The sequence below is a fragment of the Salinicola endophyticus genome (genome assembly GCF_003206575.1).
Lineage (GTDB): Bacteria > Pseudomonadota > Gammaproteobacteria > Pseudomonadales > Halomonadaceae > Salinicola > Salinicola endophyticus.
In genome coordinates, this window is sequence record NZ_PZJO01000001.1 from 374,174 (window position 1) to 392,753 (window position 18,580).

The window sequence follows — 18,580 nt, forward strand, 5'->3', positions numbered from 1 at the left end:
CGTAGCGTGTCCTCAGGCAAGCGACTCGCGCGCTTTCCCGGAGCCGCGGCGGCGTCGCTGCAGCAGCACGATCAGCGCGAACAGCAGCAGCCCGGGTATCCACATCAACTCCTTGGGCAGTTGATCGCGCGGCACCCGTACCGAGACGATCTGCTGATCGAAATCGAAGCCGAGCTTCTCCGCCTGGCTACCGAAGTCGGTGGTATCGACCAGCACCTTGCCATCTTCCTGCATCAGGTGCAGCCCCAGGCTATCGAGACGTTCGCTGCCGCTGGCACCCTCGGTCGCCGGCACCTGCACCACGAAGCTGGTGGGCGCACCGTAGGCATCCAGCCCATCGACCCGCACCATCAGGTGGTCGCGCGGGCCGATCTCGCCCAACGCCTGCTCGAACTGGGCCGGCGGCACCTCACGGTAGGGCGCATCGGCCATGTCCATCCAGAAGCCGGGGCGGAACAGGGTGAAGGCCACCAACAGCAGCAGCGCACTCTCGTACCAGCGGCTCTTGACCAGCATGAAGCCCTGAGTCGCGGCGGCGAAGATCAGCATCGCCGCGGTGGCGACGATAAAGATCACGATACCGTGCCACAGATCGACATTGATCAGCAGCAGGTCGGTGTTGAAGATGAACAGAAACGGCAGCGCGGCAGTACGCAGGCTGTAGTAGAACGCCTGGAAGCCGGTGCGGATCGGGTCGGCGCCGGAGATCGCCGCCGCCGCGAACGAGGCCAGCCCCACCGGCGGCGTGACATCGGCCATGATGCCGAAGTAGAACACGAACAGGTGCACCGCGATCAGCGGCACGATCAGGCCGTTCTGCTCGCCCAGCTGCACGATCACCGGCGCCAGTAGCGCCGATACCACGATATAGTTGGCGGTGGTCGGCAGTCCCATGCCGAGGATCAGGCTGAGCACCCCGGTGAGCAGCAGCATCAGCAGCAGATTGCCCATCGACAGCGTCTCGACCAGATCCGCCAGCACCAGGCCGACCCCGGTCTGCGCCACCGCACCGACGATGATGCCGGCGGTGGCGGTGGCAATACCGATCCCGATCATGTTGCGCGCGCCGTCGACCAAGCCTTCCCACAGGTCGCGCCCGCCGCGCTTGAGATCGTCGGCGAAGTCGCTGCGCCCGCGGAACAGCGCATCGATCGGCCGCTGGGTGAGAATGATGAAGATCATGAAGGCGGTGGCCCAGAACGCCGACAGCCCCGGCGACAGACGCTCCACCATCAGGCACCACACCAGCACGATCACCGGCAGCAGATAGTGCAGACCCACGAGCACCGTCGGCCGCGTGCGCGGTAGCTGAGTGATCTCCTGGTTGGGATCGTCGACCTCCAGCTCGGGGTAGTTCGAGCCGAGCTTGAGCAGCAGCACGTAGACCGCGATGACCCCGGCGCCGATCACCCAGGAGGCGGACTCGCCGAGGGCCGGCTTGAGCCAGCCGATACCGTAGTAGACCAGCGCCGCCAGCAGCATCACCCCGATCAGCCCGGTCAGAAAACCGAAGATCTTGGTCAGCAGCGGACGCGGCGGATTACCGCTCGGCAGCCCCTGCATGCCCGCCTTGAGGGCCTCCAGGTGAACGATATAGAGCAGCGCGATATAGGAGATGACCGCCGGCAGGAAGGCGTGTTTGATCACCTCGATATAGGGGATGCCGACGTACTCGACCATCAGGAAGGCCGCAGCGCCCATCACCGGCGGCATGATCTGGCCGTTGACCGAAGAAGAGACTTCCACCGCGCCGGCCTTGGTGGCGCTGAAGCCGACCCGCTTCATCATCGGGATGGTGAAGGTACCGGTGGTCACGGTATTGGCGATGGAGGAGCCGGAGATCAGTCCGGTGAGCCCCGAGGAGACCACCGCCGCCTTGGCCGGGCCGCCACGGTAGTGGCCCAGCAGCGAGAACGCGACCTTGATGAAGTAGTTGCCGGCACCGGCCTTGTCGAGCAGCGCGCCGAACAGCACGAACAGGAACACGAAACTGGTCGAGACGCCGAGGGCGATACCGAACACACCCTGGGTGGTCAGCCACTGGTGGTTGACCAGCCCCGAGAAGCTCACCCCGCGATGGGCCAGGATGCCCGGCATGTAGGGCCCGGCCAGCGAGTAGATCAGAAAGATCAGGGCAATGATCGTCAGCGGCGGCCCCAGCGAGCGGCGGCACGCCTCGAGCAGCAGTAGGATGCCGGTCACGCCGACGATCACATCCTGCAGGATCGGCGCACCGGGGCGCTGTGACAGCTGGCCGTAGAAGAAGTAGAGATAGGAAGCGCAGAACGCGCCCACCAGGGCCATGGCCCAATCGGGCAACGGCATGCGCTCGCGCGGCGAGCGCTTGAACGCCGGATAGGCCATGAAGGCGAGGAATATGGCGAACGCCAGATGGATCGAGCGCGCCTCGGTGGCGCTGAATACGCCGAAGCCGAACAAGAACGGCAGCGGCGAGGCGATCCACAGCTGGAACAGCGACCAGGCTGCAGCAACGCCAAGTAGCAATCGGTTGGGGAAGCCGGTCAGCTTGCGGCCACCGGTGTCGGTAGCGGCCAGCTCATCCAGCTTGGCCTGATCGGGGCCGGAAGTCTTGGTATCGGTCATGGTGAGATCCTGACAGGGAAACACGCAGGCGCCGAGGAAGTGGCCCGCTCACGGCAGGGAAGAAGCATCTGCTTGCGGCAACGCTTCGCGGTCGGGGCCGGACATCAGCGTCCGGCCCCTTCCAAGGCGCGGCGGCGGGCGTCTCGGCGAGACGCCCGCCCACGCGTGCTTAGGAAAACGCTGAACAAATCGGCGAGCGGGATGAAGCGCAAGGCGCCCGGAGCACAAGAACCGCAGCATATGGGGTATATGTGAGGATTCTGAGCACCGCGCAACGCAGCGATTCACCCGCGCAGGCATTTGTGCAGTGTTTCCTCAGAGCCAGCCCTGCTCTTGGTAATATCGCTTGGCACCGTCATGCAGCGGCGCGGAGAGACCGGCGCTGATCATGTCTTCCGGCTTGAGGTTGGCGAACGCCGGGTGCAGACGCTTGAAGCGGTCGAAGTTGTCGAACACCGCCTTCACGGTCTGGTAGACGACTTCGTCCGGCACCTCGGCCGAGGTCACGAAGGTCGCGCGCACACCGAAGGTCTGGACGTCGTCCGGATTGCCCTCGTACATCCCGCCGGGGATGGTGGACATGCTGTAGTAGGGGTACTTGTCGACCAACCCCTTGACCGCGTCATCGTCCAGCGGCACCAGGTTGGCGGCGACGGTAGTGGTCGCTTCCTGGATCGCACCGTTGGGGTGACCGACCACGTAGGCCATGGCGTCGATGTTGTTGTCGGCCAGCGCCGAGGCCATCTCGGCGGCACCCAGCTCGGAAGCCAGCGAGAACACGCTGGTGTCCCAGCCTTCGGCGTTCATCAGGACTTCCATGGTGGCACGCTGGCCGGAGCCCGGGTTGCCGATGTTGACGCGCTTGCCCTTGAGATCCTGGATCGAGTGGATGTCGGCATCCTTGCGCGCCAGGATGGTCAGCGGTTCACCGTGCAGCGAGAACACCGAGCGCAGATCCTTCATCGGCTTGTCGAACTGACCGTCACCGTTGTAGGCGTTGTACTGCACGTCGGACTGGGCGACGCCCATGTTCAGCTCACCGGACTTGATGCCGTTGATGTTGGCCACCGAGCCGCCGGTGGAGGGCGCGTTGCAGCGGATGCCGCTCTCTTCGGCGCTGCGGTTGACCATCCGGCAGACGGACTGGCCGACCACATAGTAGACGCCGGTCTGGCCGCCGGTACCGATGGTGATGTACTGGGTATCCTGCGCCATGGCAGGGGCGGACAGCGTGGCCGCACCCATCAGGGCAGAAGAGAGTAAGGCTGCAGTCAAAGCGTGGCGTTTCATGCGCATACCTCGAGTTTCCCGTTTATTGTGTGAGGCCGATCTGGCGACCCCGGACGTCGAGCGGTGACGTGGACCGGGCTTGTGCTGATTCTATCCCGGTTCGTCATGCCTGCCGCGCCCTCCCTTGGTGGAGCGTGGCGGGCTCGCTATGCCTCCCGCTGCCCTCGCCTGACGGCCTGGAGCGCGTCATGCAGAGCGGTCTGGAGCATGTGCCGACGACCGTTTCGGCCCTCGGAACGGGGACCCGGCTCGACAGCACTGCCTGTAACATAGCTTATCCTGACGGCGAGCCATCTTATAGAGAGTTTCGTGCTGGCAAAACCCGCAACCTGCCGCTTCTATCACCGGGTCTGCGCAGGGCGCGCCAAGGAAATAGCACCAGAGACGCCGGAAGAAGAGGATTTCTTTGCCGCCAGCCGCGACGGGCGCTGCGGGTCGAGCACAACCGCTATGGGGCATGCGCGACCGGCATGACGTCAGGGCGCCGCGAGCCAGGGGCCGAGGTCGACCCGGTCACCGACACCGAGCCCCCGCTGCGCGAAGTAGCCGGCGTTGGTCTCCAGCGCAGCACGAAACGCCACACCCGCCGCATAGGCCGGGCAGCGGCTGGGCATCTCGGCACGGCACGGCGGCATCGTTCTCAGCGCGCGGATGGTGCCATCCGCGCCGAGAAAGGCGATGTCCAGCGGAATCCGCGTGCGGTACATCCAGTAGGCACTGCTGCCGGGCTGCTCGGCACGGTAGAGGAACAGCATGCCGGCATCCTCGGGCAGGGAGTCGCGCGCCATCAGCCCCCGCGCCCGCTGATCGGCGGTGGCCGCCACTTCGATTCGCAACGTGTAGTCACCGCCCGCCCCGCTCAGGCCCAGATGCCCCCGCTCCGCGGCGCCCGCCAGCCCAGCCCATGTCAGCAGCGCCAGCGTGGCGCACAGCTGCAGCGCTTGCACCGGCCGCCAACGCCCCGCCGGCGCGGCGCGCCGCCGGGCGGCCTCAACCGAGCGCGGCATCGTCATCGTCATCCTCGCGCGCACGCGGCGGCGCCTGGACGCTGGTGACCTGGCGCTGGGCAGACTCACTGCCGCCCAGGCGGTGGTCGATCCAGGAGAGCATGGTCAGCTGAGCCACCAGCAAGCAGAGACAGATCGCGATTCCCTTCCACATCTTCGTATCCTCGATGGTCGACGGCGGCAAGCGCCGGGCTCAAGATACCGTGTTGGTCGGATTTGCCATAGCCCCCGTCATCGCCTCCGCCGCCCTCACCCGGCCCGGTGCGCCGGACGCCCCTTGACGGCCACGCCCGCGGCGTTGAAAGTCTGGGCCTACGAGCCCACTAGGGTTTTACGAAAAGTCAGCGAGCGACGGCCAGACCGGGGCGCGTAGCTAAGGCAAAAATCGGCGAAAACGCGGAGTTTACGGGGTGTAAATGAGCATTTTTAGCCGATTTTTAACGCCGTATTGCCGAGCGCAGGTAGTTTTCTTGCAAAGCCTAGCCCAGCCATATCAAAGGAACTCAGCGCGTGCCCCTCAAGGATTTGTCGATCGGTCTGGGCGTGATTGCCATCTGGGCACTCAACATCATCGTGATCAAGCTCGGGGTCGCGGAGATGCCGCCGCTGCTGGTGATGATGCTACGCTTCATGCTGGTCGCCGCGCTGGTGGTACCGTTCACGCGTATCACCCGCGCGCAGCTGCGCTGGGTCCTGCTGCTCTCGGTCACCTTCGGCGGGCTCCACTTCCCGCTGCTGTTCGTCGGTCTCGAGCACGCCGAGGCAGGCACCGGGGCGCTGCTGGTACAGATGGGCACGCCCTTCGCGACCCTGCTGGCGGCGCTCTTCCTCAAGGAGAAGCTGGGGCCACGACGGCTCGCCGGCCTGGTGCTGGCGTTCGGCGGCGTGGTGGTCCTGGCCGGCGGGCCCTCGCTGCCGCCGCCGCTCTCCACCGCGCTGCTGCTGGCAAGTGCGCTGGCCTGGGCGGTCTCGACACTGATCATCAAGCTGGCCCCGCCGATTCCGCCACTGACCCTGACCGGCTGGATCGCGCTGTTTGCCACGCCGCTGGTGGCACTCGGCAGCGCCCTGTTCGAATCCGATCAGTGGCAAGCCATTCAGCATGCCGGCTGGGCCGGCTGGGGCGCAGTGGTCTACACCGCAGTGATGTCCTCGATCGCCGCCTACGGACTCTGGTATCACCTGTTGCAGAAGCATCCGGTCAACCGCGTGGTACCGTTGACGCTGCTGATGCCGGTATTCGCGGTAGCGCTGGGGGTGTGGTTGCTGGACGATCCGCTGGGCGTGCACAAGGTGTTCGGCGGGCTGCTGGTGATCGCGGGTCTCGCCGTGATCAATCTGCCCCTGCGGCGGCTGACGCTCGCCCGCCGGACGCCGTGACGCCGACCACCGCAAGCCTCACCCAGCGCTGAGATTCCGCGGCAGCCGTTCCGGGATCGACGCCCCGAGAATCGGCGTCGCGGGACAGGCGCCCGGAGCGTGTCGCCGCCCGCCCCCTTTCATCATCGAGGAGCCCGCATGCCCCAAGCCGTCGACCCCGGCGTGACGATCGCCACCATGAGCCTGGACGACCACCCCGATTTCGTCGCCATGATGCAGCGCACCCCGGGTGTGGTGCTGCGCCAGGCCGATGGCCGTGAGGCCACCGCGCGCTATCTGGCGCGCAACCCGGGCATGAGCTTCGTCGCCCGCTGGCCCGGCAGAGCGGGGATCGTCGGCTGCGCCATGTCAGGGCACGACGGCCGCCGCGGCTATCTGCAGCACGTCATGGTCGACCCAGAGTGCCGCGGGCTGGGCCTGGGGCGCCGGCTGACCGAGCGCTGCCTGCAGGCGCTACTGGCGGCCGGCATAGAAAAGGTGCACCTGGATACGCTGGCCGACAACGCCGATGCCCACCGTTTTTGGACACATCTGGGGTGGTCCAACCGCAACGCCGAGATCGTCCGGTTCTCGCGGCTGCTGGTCGACGATCCCAACGCCTGAGCAAGGCGCCCACCCGATAGCCAGGAGCCGACCCCAAGATGTCGATACTCTCTGCTTGCTCGACCTACCGCGCGCCACGCCGGCGACTGCCGTGCGCCTGGCTGCTGCTGGCGCTGGCGGCTTTCGCGGCCCTGCCGACGTTCGCGGATTCGCCCGATATCGCGTCCGATGCTACGCGCGACGCCACACCCTATCCACGCGACATGCAGCTGCTGCGGCTGACCGACGCCGCCGGCAAGCCGCTCGCCGCACTGACGCTCGGCGATCTCGAAGCGCTGCCCGGCCGCGAGGTGGTCGGGCCGATTCCGGATAGTGGCCTGGGCTCGTCCCACTGGTACGGTGTCTCCCTGCGCACGCTGCTGGCCAAGTATCATCTGCCCCTGCCGGAGAGCCTGCACGCCTACGCCCTCAACGACTACGATGCGATCATTCCCGCGAGCGATCTCACCCGCTACGACCCGATCGTCGCCTACCGGCGTGACGGCCACTATCTCCCGGTGGACGCCTACGGCCCGCTGATCGTGATGTACCCCTACGATAGCTATCCCGAGCTCTATACCCGTACCTACTACAACCGCACCGTATGGCAACTCGACGAACTGCGGCTGCGCTGAAGGCGGCGGTACCGGACGGCGGCCGCCACTGGCACGCGCTGGCGCTGATGCTGCTGGCCGGCATCATGATGGGGGTCGCGCTGGCAGGGCTGCGCACGGTGGCCGACCGTGGCCAGGAGTTCTCCTCGCCCGGCCGCTACAACGAGGTGTGGCAGAGCTACAGTCTCAGCCGCCAGGTGATGAATCTGGCCGCGACCGCCGACGCCGTGGCCAGCGGTGTCGAGCCCCCCATACGGCTCAAGCTGCGCCTGGGGGTGATGCGCACCGCCCTGCTGCCGCTGTTGAAGACGCAAATCTTCGAGGAACTGAACGCGCAGCGTCCGCAGATCCAGGCCACTCTAGCCCATCTCGACCAGACGACTCGGCGCTGGGATCGTGAGCTGAGCTGGCAGGATGTGGCAGCCTCACGCCGGTTGGCCGCCACGATAGCCGCAGACCTCTCCGACGAAGAACCGGACCTGCATGCGCTGATCGTGGCCGCCAATATCGCCGTCGCCACTCACTCCGACCGCCAGCGCCAGGCGTTGCAACGCACCTTCCACTGGCTCTCGCTGGCACTGCTGCTGCTCGCCGCGGGCTGTGCGCTGCTGGCGCTGAAGATCATCCTGGACCAGCGACGTGCGCGCCGCCTGGCCAACGATCTGCACCAGCTCAACCTCTCGCTGGAACGCCGCATTCAGGAGCGGACCCAGGCCCTGCGCGACCGCGAGGCGCTGCTGCAGACCATCCTCGACTCCTCGCCCAGCGATGTCACTCTGATCGGCGCCGATCAGCAGCAGGTGTTCTATGTCAGCGATAGCCTACTCATCCAGAGCGGCGCCGAACACGCCAGTCGCTTCAGCCTGGCGGCGCTGTTCGTGGACCCCGCCGAGCACGCGCGCTTCGTCGCACGGCTGGAACGCGGCGAGCTGATCTATCAGATGGAGGCCAGGCTGTGCCCCAAGGCGCCCTACTGGGCGCTGCTCAACGCGCGCCAGCTGCAGGTGGGCGAACAGCCAGCCTGGCTGGTGTGGTGTTTCGACATCACCCAGCGCCGGCGCCAGCAGGAGCGCCTGACCCGGCGCGCCGATACCGATGACCTGACCGGATTGAGCAACCGCCGTGCGCTGCTGAAGGCGACCGTGAAACACCTGCGCCGGCGCCGCGACATGGCGCTGAGCGTGCTGCTGATCGATATCGACCACTTCAAGCGGGTCAACGACGCCCATGGCCACGATGTCGGCGATGAAGCGCTGCGCGTCGTCGCCAACCAGCTGCGCAGCGCGGTGCGCGATCCCCTTCTGGTCGGACGCGTGGGTGGCGAGGAGTTCGCGGTGGTGCTGCCGGAGACCCCGCTGGCCGAGGCGGTGACGGTCGCCGAACGCCTGTGCCGGTTGGTGGCCACGACCCCGCTGGCGCTGGCGTCAGGGCCGGTCCTGGCGCTCACCCTCAGCATCGGTGCGGCCGAGCGTCGCCCGCGGGAGTCGCTCAAGCAGATGATGCGCCGTGCCGATCGTCATCTGTATCAGGCCAAGCACAGCGGCCGCGATCGCGTGGTCCAGAGCGAGGGCTGAGACGGACGCGCCGATTTCGGTCTAAACTCTCTCTTCTCGCCGGGGATCGACACGCGCAGTGACGCTACCACAGCGACACCTTCGAAGAGACGCCAGCGCAGAGAGGCGCCACGCGCGGCCTGTCATGGCGCCTGTCGGCGATTTATTAAGCATGCTAACATTATCGCCGCTTCGACGGACGGGCTAAGGAGTGCCATGGGTCTTCAGGAAATTGCGCTAGGTGGCATCTATCTCAGCCCCCTACTGATCTATGCCGTGCTGGGTCTCATCGCGACCCTGGTCACGCGCACCCTGCTGCACTGGCTCGTGGGACACCGCGCGCTGTGGTACGAAGCCTGGTTCGACGTCTCGCTGTTCGTGATATTCACCGCCGCGATCACCTTTCTGTTTACCGTCCTGCTCGAGAGCTCTTGATGCGCAACTCGCTACGTATCCTCTTGACCCTGATCATCGTCGCCATCGCCATCGCTGCCGGTGTCTGGTTGTGGAACTACTATCTGTTCACGCCCTGGACCCGGGATGCCCGCGTGCGCGCCGAAGTGATCACCATCGCCCCGGACGTCTCCGGCTGGGTGCGCTCGCTCAATGTCAGCGACACCGGCTACGTCTCCCAGGGCGATACCCTGTTCGAGATCGACCCCTCACGCTATCAGGCCGCCCTCGACAAGGCCGAGGCCAGCGTCGCCAACAATCAGGCCACGCTCGACCTGAAGCGCGCCGAGGAGCGTCGCCGCAACCAGCTCAGCAATCGTTCGATCAGCGCCGAGGATCGCCAGATCGCGCAGATCAACACGCGCATCGCCCAGGCCAATCTGGCACAGGCCCAGGCCACCCTCGACAGCGCCAAGCTCGATCTTCAGCGCACCCAGGTGGTGGCGCCGGTGAGCGGCCACGTGCTCAACCTGCAGCTGGCGGCGGGCAACTACGTCACCCGCGGCACCCCGGTGATGGCGCTGGTGCAGGCGCGCTCCTACTACGTGATGGGGTACTTCGAGGAGACCAAGCTGTCATCGATCGCCATCGGCGATCCGGCGGACATCATCCTGATGAACGGGGACACCCATCTGCACGGCCATGTCGCCGGCATCGGGCGCGGCATCGCCGACAGCAACACCAATCTCAATAGTCAACTGCTGCCGCAGGTCCAGCCCACCTTCAACTGGGTGCGTCTGGCCCAGCGGATCCCGGTACTGGTGACCTTCGACAAGATGCCCGACCAGACCCTGCTGAGCGCCGGCATGACCGCGACGATCCGCATCCAGCATGATGCCGATGCCGAGCGCAACGACGCCGGGCAGGCACCGGCCAAGCCCGCCAGTACCGCAACCCCGGCCGGCAGCGGCGTGGATCGCCGCCCCACGCCGCAGTCGCAGTCGCAGTCGCAGTCGCAGCTACCCGACGCGATCCCCACCGAGCGCGCCACCGACGACGTGCACTGACCCCATGCCGACGCTGCTCAAGCACTACCTGATGCCGGATGCCACGGCGGTCAAGTTCGCGATCAAGACCACCCTGGCGATGATGATCGCGCTCTATCTGGCGCTCTGGTTCAACCTCGATCGCCCCTACTGGGCGCTGATCTCGGCGGCGTTTCTGCAGATCCGGCCGATGAGCGGCATGGTGATCGAAAAGGGGATCTGCCAGATCGGCGGTACCCTGATCGGCGCCCTGGTCGGGATCGGGATCATGGCGCTGTTCGCCCAGGCGCGGATACCGGCGCTGACCGCGCTGACGCTGTGGATCATGCTGTGCACCTATGTCGGCTCGCTATGGCGCAACAACTACACCTATGGCTGCATCATGGGCGCGGTCACCGCGATGCTGATCGTGGTGATCTCCAACGGCAGCTCCCCCGGCGGGATTTTCGACATCGCCGTGGCGCGGCTTTCGGAGCTGGGCCTGGGCGCGGTATGCGCCACCCTGGTGAGCTCGCTGCTGTGGCCCTCGAGGGTCGGCGAGCACCTCGCCACCCAGGCCGACAGCGTCATCAACCAGGCCTTCGAACACGCCGCCCTACGCCTGGCGGCGAGTGACGACATCCCCGCCATGCAGCAGGCCCTGCGCGGCAGCCTGGGGCCGCTCATCATGCTCGAGACCGACAGCCAGGCGGCCCGCTTCGAAGGCCCCGAAGGCCCCGGGCGCATGCGCGCCACCCATGTGCTGACACGCCGCACGCTGCGCTTCATGGCCACGCTGCACGCACTGCACCAGCTGCTGCACGACCACGCCGACAAGCTCGACCCGGGCAGCGTCGATATCGCGCGCCGGGTCTCCGACGGTTTCCGCGAGGCGGAGCACGGCAAGGGTGTGCCCCAGGCGCGGCAAGAGCTGCGCGCGCTGCGCCGGCTGGTCCACGAGAGCAACGAGTCCGGCCTGGCGCCGCTCGACCGCCGCGTGCGCCTGGGCATCCGCGAAGCGATCGGCCACGCCATGGTGATGCTGGACGCGCGCGAGGCGATCGCCGACCCGGGCCGCCACCGTTTGCGCTCGGCGCCGCTGGCGTGGCACCGCGACCATCTGGCGGCCGGCATCAACGCCGTGCGTGCCGGGCTGGTGTTCACCATCCTGGCCGCATTCTGGATCCTCACCGCCTGGAACAGTGCCCTGGTGGCGATGCTGCTGGGCACGCTGTTCTCGGCGTTCTTCGCCAGCCGCGACAATCCGGTAACGATCACCCTGATGTTCTACAAGGGCATGCTCGCGGCGATCCCCAGCGCCTTCCTGTTCGGCCATGTGCTGCTGTCGCAGGCTCACGGCTTCCCGATGCTGGCGATGCTCTTTGGTACGCCGCTGTTCCTCGGGCTGATGGGCGCAACCAACCCCAAGATCATGGGTTACTGCCTCGCCTTCACCATCTTCAACATCCTGTTGACCATGCCCGGCAACAACATGAACTTCTCCTTCGACAGCTTCGCCAACCGCGCGCTGGCGGTGATCCTCGGTCTGAGCTGCGTGGTGATGGGATTCCGTCTGCTGCCGGGTCTGGGCACACGGCTGCGCCGCCGCCGCCTGATCAAGGCCATCTCCCAGGATATCCACCAGCTGCGGCGACGCTCGATCCGCGATGCCGAGACCCGTTTCAGCGGCCACATGGCGGATCGCATGCTGCAGCTGGCGCAGCACGACGACATGCTGCCGGAGGACCAGCGCCACCTGTTCATCCTCGGCCTCACCGGCCTGGATATCGGCAGCGCCACCCTGCGCCTGCGCGACCGCCTAGATGAGGCGCCGCATCCGCTGATCCGGCGCGCTCACCAGCAGCTGCTGAGGGCCCTGGCGAGCGGCTTCGAGGAGGCCGCCAACGGCCGCCCGCCGCAGGGCGTGCATGAGGCCGGCCAGCGCCTGGATGCGATGATCGCCGAGCACGGCGACGTCCCCGCGGATCGCCGCGTGCTGCTGGAGGGGCTGATCGAACGCCTCGAACTGGCGCTGGAGCGCCTGGCCAGGATCATGGTCGAGCGCCCGCATATCAAGGCCGCCGACGCCGATCGCCGTCAGCCGGGCAGCGCCTGAAAAAGGAGTGCGCGCGTCGAGTCTTCAGACGACGCCCCGGGCGGGGAACCGCGCACTGGCGCAAGCTCAGGAGAGGCGCCGCGGCCAGGTATCGGCGATCCGATAGCCGGCCGGCCACGGGTCGCGGGGATCGAGGGTGTGCTGATGGGTGCCGGTGATGAAGGCGCGCCCGCTGATCGAGGGCACGATCGCCGGCTGCCCACCCATGTCGGTGGTCGCCTCGATACGGCAGTGGAAGCGCGAGCCCAGAATCGACTCGCCGATGAAACGCTCCCCGGGCGCCAGCCGGCCCTGGGCGTGGAGCAGCGCCATGCGCGCCGAACAGCCGGTACCGGTGGGCGAACGGTCGAGCTTGCCCGGCTGGATCGCCACCGTGTTGCGTCCCACCCAGGCACCCTGCTCGCGCACCAGCGGCGCCGCGATCTGGCAGAACGAGACGTGGCGCCACTCCGGATTGAGGGGATGGAAGAAACCGACCTGCTCGTTCACCGCCCGGGTGATGCGCATGCCGACATCGACCAGCTCGGGGGCTTCGTCCGGGGTCACCTGGAAGCCCAGATCCTCGGCGTCGACGATCACGAAGCTGTCACCACCGAAGGCGGTATCCACCCGCAGGGTACCCAGCCCGGCGACCTCCAGAGCGAGGTCGCGGCGGGCGACGAAGGCCGGCAGATTGCGCACCTTGACCTCCTCCACCTGCCCCTGGGCACAGCGCGCGGTGACCTCGATCAGCCCGCCCGGCGCCTCGAGCACCAGGTGGGTGTAGGGCTCCTGCATCGGCAGGATGCCTGTCTCCAGCACCACCGTGGCGACGCACAGGCTGTTGGAGCCGGACATCGGCGGCGTATCCTCCGGCTCCATGATGATGAAGCCCATCTGCGCGCGCGGGTCCTTGGCCGGTACCAGCAGATTGACGTGGCGAAACACCCCGCCGCGGGGTTCGTTGAGCATGAAGTCGCGCAGCGTGGCGTCGGCAGCGATCCAGCGCGACTGCGCCCACAGGGTCTCCCCCGGGGGCGGCGCCACGCCGCCGACGATGACATCACCCACCTCGCCCTCGGCGTGGCAGCTGACGCTGTGGATCACACGTCTGCTCTGCATCGTGTCACTCCGTCAGGTCCGTCTGCGCCACGGGATCAGTCGCCCAGGCCGAGGTAAGCCTTGACCACCGAGGCGTCTTCGCGCATCGCCGCGGCATCGCCCTGCATGCGGATCTCGCCGTTCTCGATCACATAGGCGTAGTGCGCCAGGCGCAGCGCCAGACGCGCGTTCTGCTCGACCAGCAGGATGGTGGTACCGGCCTCGTTGAGGCGTTTGATGATGCGCATGATCTCGGTCACCAGCTTGGGCGCCAGCCCCATCGACGGCTCGTCGAGCAGCATCACATTGGGGCCGTGCATCAGCGCCCGCCCCATCGCCAGCATCTGCTGCTGCCCCCCGGAGAGCAGCGAGCCATCCTGATGCCGCCGTTCATGGAGGATCGGGAAGAGCGCATACACCTCCTCCAGCCGCTGCCGGCGCAGCGCATTGTCCTTGAGGGTGAAGGCGCCCAGCTCGAGATTCTCCTTCACCGTCAGCCCGCGCAGCACGCGCCGGCCTTCGGGCACATGCACCACCCCGCGTCGGGCGATCTGATGCGCCGGCAGCCTGGCGATCGACTCGCCCTCGAGGCAGACATCGCCCTGGCGCGCCCGCACCAGCCCGGAGATGGTCTTCAGCGTGGTCGACTTGCCCGCGCCGTTACTGCCCAGCAGGGTCACGATCTCGCCCTGGCGAACCTCCAGCGAGACGCCGCGCAGCGCCTGGATCTGACCATAGAACGCATCCACCCCCTGTAGACTCAGACGCACGTCGCCCTGGCGTTCCGCGGACGCCCGCGGGCCCGCCGCCACGTCGTCGTCTCTCGTCGCCGTCTGTGTCATAGCGCCAACTCCTCGTCGTCCTGACCCAGGTAGGCCTCGATCACTCTAGGGTCGTTGGCCACCGCCTGGGGCGTGCCTTCGGTGATCAGGCTGCCGTGGTCGAGCACACTGATGTGTTCGGAGACGCTCATCACCAGGCTCATGTCATGCTCGATCAGCAGTACCGCGATGCCACGCTCGTCGCGAATGCGCCGGATCAGCTCGACCAGCGCCTCCTTCTCGCTGCCGTTGAGTCCCGCCGCCGGCTCGTCGAGCAGCAAAAGCTTGGGCTCGGTGGCCAGCGCACGGGCGATCTCCACCCGGCGCTGGTGGCCATAGGCGAGGTTGGTCGCCAGCCGCTCCTGACTGTCGGCGAGGCCGACGAAGTCGAGACACTCGAGGCTGGTCTCGCGAATCCGCCGCTCCTCGGCGCGCTGGCTGGGCAGCCGGAGCACCGCCGCCAGCGCCCCGGCGCGGGAGCGGCAGTGCTGGCCGGCCATCACGTTCTCGAGCACCGACATCTCACGAAACAGACGCACGTTCTGGAAGGTGCGCGCGATGCCCAGGCGGGTCACGCTGTGCGGCTTGCGCTTGACCAGGCGCTCGCCGTCGAAGGTGATCTCGCCACGCTGGGGCCGATAGAAGCCAGTGATGACATTGAACAGGGAGGTCTTGCCGGCGCCGTTGGGGCCGATCAGGCTCTGGATGCGCCCCGCGGCGACCCCGAAGGCGACCTCGTCGAGCACGCTGTTGCCGGCGAAGCTCAGCGAGACCTGGTTGAGTTGCAGTAGCATCGGCACCTCCTCAGGAGCGTTTCTCGGGCCAGATACCACTGGGCCGGAACAGCATGATCAGCAGCAGCAGCACGGCGAAGATCAGCAGCCGCAGGGTGTCGAACTCGCGCAGCAGCTCCGGCCCCAGCACCACGATGAAGGCGCCCAGGATCACCCCGGGGATCTTGCCCATGCCGCCCAGCACCACCGCCATCAGGATCAGCACCGACTGCTGGAAACTGAAGCTCTCCGGCGAAATCGCGCCCAGATTGACCGAGAAGAAGATGCCGCCGACGGCGCCGAAGATCGCGCCGATCACATAGGCCGCCAGCTTGACCGCGACACGGTTGATGCCCATCGCCTCGGCGGCATCCTCGTCGTGGCGCACGTAGAGCCAGGCGCGCCCCAGGCGCGAGTCGAACAGCCGCTGGCTGGCGATGTAGGCGAGCACCGCCAGCGCCGCGAAGACGTAGTAGAAGTCGATCGAGCTATCGATGTACCAGCCGAACAGCGACGGCTCGGGGATGTGCGACAGCCCGCTGGCGCCACCGGTGATCTCCAGATTGCGCGCGGTGAAGCGCACGATCTCGCCGAAGCCCAGGGTGACGATGGCCAGGTAGTCGCTGCGCAGGCGCAGCGTCGGCCCGCCGATGATCACCCCGGCCAGCGCCGCCGCCAGCAGCGCGAACGGGATCGCGGCCCAGAAGTTGAAGCCGAACTGCTGGGTCAGGATGCCGATGGTATAGGCGCCCACGGCAAAGAAGGCGGCATAGCCGAGATCGAGCAGCCCGGCATAGCCCACCACCACGTTGAGCCCCAGACACAGCACCACGTAGAGCAGTGCGTTGGTCAGGATCACGGTGACGTACTGACTCGATAGCCACGGCGTGACGATCAGGATGGCGAGCAGCACCAGGTGCAGCGCGCGCCGCCGGCCGGGGGAGTCGAAGGCGGCATACAGGCGCTGGGCCAGGTTGCCACGGGGGCGCCCTTCCGGCGCCACGGGGGTCGGATTGGCCATGTCACATCCTCTCCACTTCGGATTTGCCGAGCAGCCCCGTGGGCTTGAACACCAGCACCAGGATCAGGATCGCGAAGGTGAAGACATCCTTCCATTCGCTGCCGATGAACGGGATATGGGTGCCGAACGACTCCAGCAGCCCCAGGATCAGGCCGCCGAGCATGGCCCCGGTGATACTCCCGATGCCGCCGATCACCGCCGCGGTGAACGCCTTCAGCCCGATCAGGAAGCCCATGAAGTACCAGATGCTGCCGTAGTAGGCGCCGGCCATGGTGCCGGCGGCGGCGGCCAGCCCCGAGCCGATGAAGAAAGTGATCGCGATCACCGCCGAGACGTTGATGCCGAGCATGCGGCACATGTCCTTGTCGATCGCCACCGCACGCATGGCGCGGCCGTAGAGCGTCTTCGACACGAACAGCTCCAGCGCGATCATCAATACCGCCGCCGTGGCCACCAGCACGATCTGGTTATAGGAGATGAACAGATTGCCGAGGCTGAGCCCGCCGAAGCCGAGGTCGGTGCGAAAGGCGGTGTACTGGCCGCCGGTCAGCGACAGCGCCGCGTTCTGCAGCACCAGCGACACCGCCAGCGCGGTGATCAGGATCGACAGCCGCGGCGCCGCCAGCATCGGGTGGTAGGCGATACGCTCGATCACCACCCCCAGGCAGCCCACCGCCAGCATCGCCAGCAGCATGGCCACGAAGATGCCCAGCCAGCCGGCGCCGAGCACCCCGGAGACCAGTGACAGACCGCCGAAGCCGGCGAAGGCACCGGTCATGTAGAGATCGCCATGGGCGAAGTTGAGCAGCTTGATGACCCCGAACACCATGGTGTAACCGAGTGCCACCAGCGCATAGAAAGAGCCCAGCACCAGCCCGTCGGCGAGCTGCTGGAGCAGAGAGTCGTACCAGGTCATGGGCATGCGTCCCTGGGCAGCGAAGGAGGAGGCAACCGTGGCAGCGCCGCCCGCAGCGCTTTACGCGGGCGGCGGGCGGGTCACCACGGTCGGCCGTGGATCAGGGCTGGTAGCGGGTCCACTTGCCGTCCTGCCCCTCGAGCACCACGAAGTTGCTGCGTGCCAGGGTGTGCTGCGGGGTGAAGCTGATCGGACCGGCCAGCCACTCCTTGCCGTCGGCGCTGCCCAGCGCCTTGATGATGGCGTCGGCGTCGGTCGAACCCGCCTTGTCGATGGCCCAGGCCATCAGCTGCATGCCGTCATAGGCCAGCGGTGCGTAGGGGCCGGGCGCGGTGTCGAACTTGGCCTGATAGTCGCTGATGAACTGCTTGGCCGCCGGCAGGAAGTCGGCGGTGGGGTTGGAGAAGGCGTAGACGCCCTCCGCGGCCCGTCCGGCGATATCGAACAGCTTGGGCGAGTTGGAGCCGTCGCCCACCGCGATGGTGCCCTGGAAGCCGCGCTGACGCAGCTGCCGGATCAGCAGGCCGCCATCGGCGTAGTAGGCGGTCCAGAACACCGCCTGGGCGCCGGAGCCGCGGATCTTGTTGACCAACGCCGAGAAGTCCTGCTCACCCTTGTTGACGTACTCGAAGGCCGACACCTCGTGGCCGGCCGCCTTCCAGGCGTCGCGGGTCAGGTTGGCCAGATCCTGGGAGTAGGCATCGCCCTGGTTGACGATCGCCAGCTTGTCGATGCCCTTGCCCGCGAAGAAGTCGACCGCGGTCTTGGCCTGGTCGGCCCCGGTCGAATTGATCATGAAGGCGTTGCCGGGGTTGGCCGGGATCAGCTGGGTGGAGTTGGCGGCGACGATCACGAACGGAATATTGGCGTCACCATAGATCTTCAGCGTCGGTTGGGTGGCGCCGGAGCAATAACCGCCGACCACGCCGACCACCTCCTGCGAGGCCAGCCGGCTGGCCGCGTTGACCGACTGCTGCGGGTCACAGGCGGTATCGCCGCTGACCAGGGTGATCTGACGTCCGCCGAGCAGGCCGCCCTTGGCGTTGATCTCGTCGGCGGCCAGGCCGATGGCGTTGAGCATGTCCTTGCCGTAGGTCGCTTCGGAGCCGGTGGTGGGCGCCTGGACACCGATGGTGATCGGTTCGTCCTGGGCCAGTACCGGGCCGCTCGCGGCCAGATGGAGGGCCGCCGTGGAGGCGATGAGCTTGAGGATTGTTCTCATGGTCATGATTGCCACTACTCCCTTCGACGCTTTGCGCTTTATGGTTGTTGGTACGACGCTGATCAGGAGGCCACTCGTGCATGACGGTGGGCACCCGCGCGGCCAGAGCGATCCGGCCATCCACCGATCCACCCTGACACGGCGCATGAGGCACTGATAGCACACCTTTTGTATAAAATATAC

The 18,580-nt window shown here is 66.9% G+C and carries 17 protein-coding genes; 7 read left to right on the forward strand and 10 right to left on the reverse strand.

Going from position 1 to position 18,580, the window contains the following annotated elements:
* Nucleotides 1-12: 12 nt before the first annotated feature.
* The 4 genes from DOM66_RS01660 to DOM66_RS19425 form a co-directional block, all read right to left on the reverse strand.
* Entirely contained in the window at nt 13-2,604 is a 2,592-nt protein-coding gene (locus tag DOM66_RS01660; protein ID WP_110675259.1) for a TRAP transporter permease, read from the reverse strand.
* 315 nt (nt 2,605-2,919) lie between these two features.
* The gene (locus tag DOM66_RS01665; protein WP_110689159.1) at nt 2,920-3,894 is read right to left on the reverse strand and encodes a TAXI family TRAP transporter solute-binding subunit; all 975 of its coding nucleotides are present in this window, start codon (nt 3,892-3,894) and stop codon (nt 2,920-2,922) included.
* Between the two features lie 476 nt (nt 3,895-4,370).
* The gene (locus tag DOM66_RS01670; protein WP_232825188.1) at nt 4,371-4,901 is read right to left on the reverse strand and encodes a DUF192 domain-containing protein; all 531 of its coding nucleotides are present in this window, start codon (nt 4,899-4,901) and stop codon (nt 4,371-4,373) included.
* A complete protein-coding gene (locus DOM66_RS19425) occupies nt 4,885-5,055 on the reverse strand; it encodes a hypothetical protein (RefSeq protein WP_157958818.1) in 171 nt (56 codons plus the stop codon). Before DOM66_RS19425 ends, DOM66_RS01670 begins: the two co-directional genes overlap by 17 nt.
* A 356-nt stretch (nt 5,056-5,411) precedes the next feature.
* Here DOM66_RS19425 and DOM66_RS01675 point away from each other — a divergent pair, with 356 nt between their 5' ends.
* The 7 genes from DOM66_RS01675 (at nt 5,412) to DOM66_RS01705 (ending at nt 12,564) form a co-directional block, all read left to right on the forward strand.
* Complete coding sequence (locus DOM66_RS01675; RefSeq protein WP_110675261.1) at nt 5,412-6,281, forward strand: DMT family transporter; 870 nt, start codon at nt 5,412-5,414, stop codon at nt 6,279-6,281.
* 138 nt (nt 6,282-6,419) lie between these two features.
* The gene (locus DOM66_RS01680) at nt 6,420-6,884 is read left to right on the forward strand and encodes a GNAT family N-acetyltransferase (protein WP_110689065.1); all 465 of its coding nucleotides are present in this window, start codon (nt 6,420-6,422) and stop codon (nt 6,882-6,884) included.
* A 38-nt stretch (nt 6,885-6,922) separates the two neighbouring features.
* Nucleotides 6,923-7,498 carry a molybdopterin-dependent oxidoreductase gene (locus DOM66_RS01685; RefSeq protein WP_198651762.1) on the forward strand — a complete coding sequence of 192 codons (576 nt, stop codon included), beginning with the start codon at nt 6,923-6,925 and terminating at the stop codon, nt 7,496-7,498.
* Entirely contained in the window at nt 7,468-9,051 is a 1,584-nt protein-coding gene (locus DOM66_RS01690) for a GGDEF domain-containing protein (RefSeq protein WP_110675263.1), read from the forward strand. The genes DOM66_RS01685 and DOM66_RS01690 overlap by 31 nt, the downstream gene beginning before the upstream one ends.
* A gap of 195 nt (nt 9,052-9,246) precedes the next feature.
* A complete protein-coding gene (locus DOM66_RS01695) occupies nt 9,247-9,465 on the forward strand; it encodes a DUF1656 domain-containing protein (protein WP_110675264.1) in 219 nt (72 codons plus the stop codon).
* Complete coding sequence (locus DOM66_RS01700; RefSeq protein ID WP_110675265.1) at nt 9,465-10,490, forward strand: efflux RND transporter periplasmic adaptor subunit; 1,026 nt, start codon at nt 9,465-9,467, stop codon at nt 10,488-10,490. Before DOM66_RS01695 ends, DOM66_RS01700 begins: the two co-directional genes overlap by 1 nt.
* A gap of 4 nt (nt 10,491-10,494) precedes the next feature.
* Nucleotides 10,495-12,564, forward strand: a complete 2,070-nt coding sequence (locus DOM66_RS01705) for an FUSC family protein (protein ID WP_110689066.1) — start codon at nt 10,495-10,497, stop codon at nt 12,562-12,564.
* Between the two features lie 66 nt (nt 12,565-12,630).
* Here DOM66_RS01705 and DOM66_RS01710 read toward each other — a convergent pair whose 3' ends face one another.
* The 6 genes from DOM66_RS01710 to DOM66_RS01735 all read right to left on the reverse strand — a co-directional run bounded on the left by DOM66_RS01710 (nt 12,631) and on the right by DOM66_RS01735 (nt 18,403).
* The gene (locus tag DOM66_RS01710) at nt 12,631-13,665 is read right to left on the reverse strand and encodes a trans-3-hydroxy-L-proline dehydratase (protein WP_110689067.1); all 1,035 of its coding nucleotides are present in this window, start codon (nt 13,663-13,665) and stop codon (nt 12,631-12,633) included.
* A 35-nt stretch (nt 13,666-13,700) separates the two neighbouring features.
* Nucleotides 13,701-14,486 (reverse strand): ABC transporter ATP-binding protein, encoded by a 786-nt coding sequence (locus DOM66_RS01715; RefSeq protein WP_110675268.1) that lies wholly within the window; start codon nt 14,484-14,486, stop codon nt 13,701-13,703.
* Nucleotides 14,483-15,259 (reverse strand): ABC transporter ATP-binding protein, encoded by a 777-nt coding sequence (locus DOM66_RS01720; RefSeq protein WP_110675269.1) that lies wholly within the window; start codon nt 15,257-15,259, stop codon nt 14,483-14,485. The genes DOM66_RS01715 and DOM66_RS01720 overlap by 4 nt, the downstream gene beginning before the upstream one ends.
* A 10-nt stretch (nt 15,260-15,269) precedes the next feature.
* Entirely contained in the window at nt 15,270-16,259 is a 990-nt protein-coding gene (locus tag DOM66_RS01725) for a branched-chain amino acid ABC transporter permease (RefSeq protein WP_110675270.1), read from the reverse strand.
* 1 nt (nt 16,260) lies between these two features.
* A complete protein-coding gene (locus DOM66_RS01730; RefSeq protein WP_035471257.1) occupies nt 16,261-17,175 on the reverse strand; it encodes a branched-chain amino acid ABC transporter permease in 915 nt (304 codons plus the stop codon).
* A gap of 100 nt (nt 17,176-17,275) precedes the next feature.
* A complete protein-coding gene (locus tag DOM66_RS01735) occupies nt 17,276-18,403 on the reverse strand; it encodes a branched-chain amino acid ABC transporter substrate-binding protein (protein ID WP_232825189.1) in 1,128 nt (375 codons plus the stop codon).
* Between the last annotated feature and the right edge of the window lie 177 nt (nt 18,404-18,580).

What these genes read in the sequence shown, in the direction of transcription:
- DOM66_RS01670 (WP_232825188.1), bottom strand. Translation starts at nt 4,901, where the DNA reads ATGCCGCGCTCGGTTGAGGCCGCCCGGCGGCGCGCCGCGCCGGCGGGG.
- DOM66_RS01695 (WP_110675264.1), top strand. Translation starts at nt 9,247, where the DNA reads ATGGGTCTTCAGGAAATTGCGCTAGGTGGCATCTATCTCAGCCCCCTA.
- DOM66_RS01700 (WP_110675265.1), top strand. Translation starts at nt 9,465, where the DNA reads ATGCGCAACTCGCTACGTATCCTCTTGACCCTGATCATCGTCGCCATC.
- DOM66_RS19425 (WP_157958818.1), bottom strand. Translation starts at nt 5,055, where the DNA reads ATGTGGAAGGGAATCGCGATCTGTCTCTGCTTGCTGGTGGCTCAGCTG.
- DOM66_RS01705 (WP_110689066.1), top strand. Translation starts at nt 10,495, where the DNA reads ATGCCGACGCTGCTCAAGCACTACCTGATGCCGGATGCCACGGCGGTC.
- DOM66_RS01720 (WP_110675269.1), bottom strand. Translation starts at nt 15,259, where the DNA reads ATGCTACTGCAACTCAACCAGGTCTCGCTGAGCTTCGCCGGCAACAGC.
- DOM66_RS01710 (WP_110689067.1), bottom strand. Translation starts at nt 13,665, where the DNA reads ATGCAGAGCAGACGTGTGATCCACAGCGTCAGCTGCCACGCCGAGGGC.
- DOM66_RS01730 (WP_035471257.1), bottom strand. Translation starts at nt 17,175, where the DNA reads ATGACCTGGTACGACTCTCTGCTCCAGCAGCTCGCCGACGGGCTGGTG.
- DOM66_RS01660 (WP_110675259.1), bottom strand. Translation starts at nt 2,604, where the DNA reads ATGACCGATACCAAGACTTCCGGCCCCGATCAGGCCAAGCTGGATGAG.
- DOM66_RS01685 (WP_198651762.1), top strand. Translation starts at nt 6,923, where the DNA reads ATGTCGATACTCTCTGCTTGCTCGACCTACCGCGCGCCACGCCGGCGA.
- DOM66_RS01735 (WP_232825189.1), bottom strand. Translation starts at nt 18,403, where the DNA reads ATGACCATGAGAACAATCCTCAAGCTCATCGCCTCCACGGCGGCCCTC.
- DOM66_RS01665 (WP_110689159.1), bottom strand. Translation starts at nt 3,894, where the DNA reads ATGAAACGCCACGCTTTGACTGCAGCCTTACTCTCTTCTGCCCTGATG.
- DOM66_RS01680 (WP_110689065.1), top strand. Translation starts at nt 6,420, where the DNA reads ATGCCCCAAGCCGTCGACCCCGGCGTGACGATCGCCACCATGAGCCTG.
- DOM66_RS01690 (WP_110675263.1), top strand. Translation starts at nt 7,468, where the DNA reads ATGGCAACTCGACGAACTGCGGCTGCGCTGAAGGCGGCGGTACCGGAC.
- DOM66_RS01715 (WP_110675268.1), bottom strand. Translation starts at nt 14,486, where the DNA reads ATGACACAGACGGCGACGAGAGACGACGACGTGGCGGCGGGCCCGCGG.
- DOM66_RS01725 (WP_110675270.1), bottom strand. Translation starts at nt 16,259, where the DNA reads ATGGCCAATCCGACCCCCGTGGCGCCGGAAGGGCGCCCCCGTGGCAAC.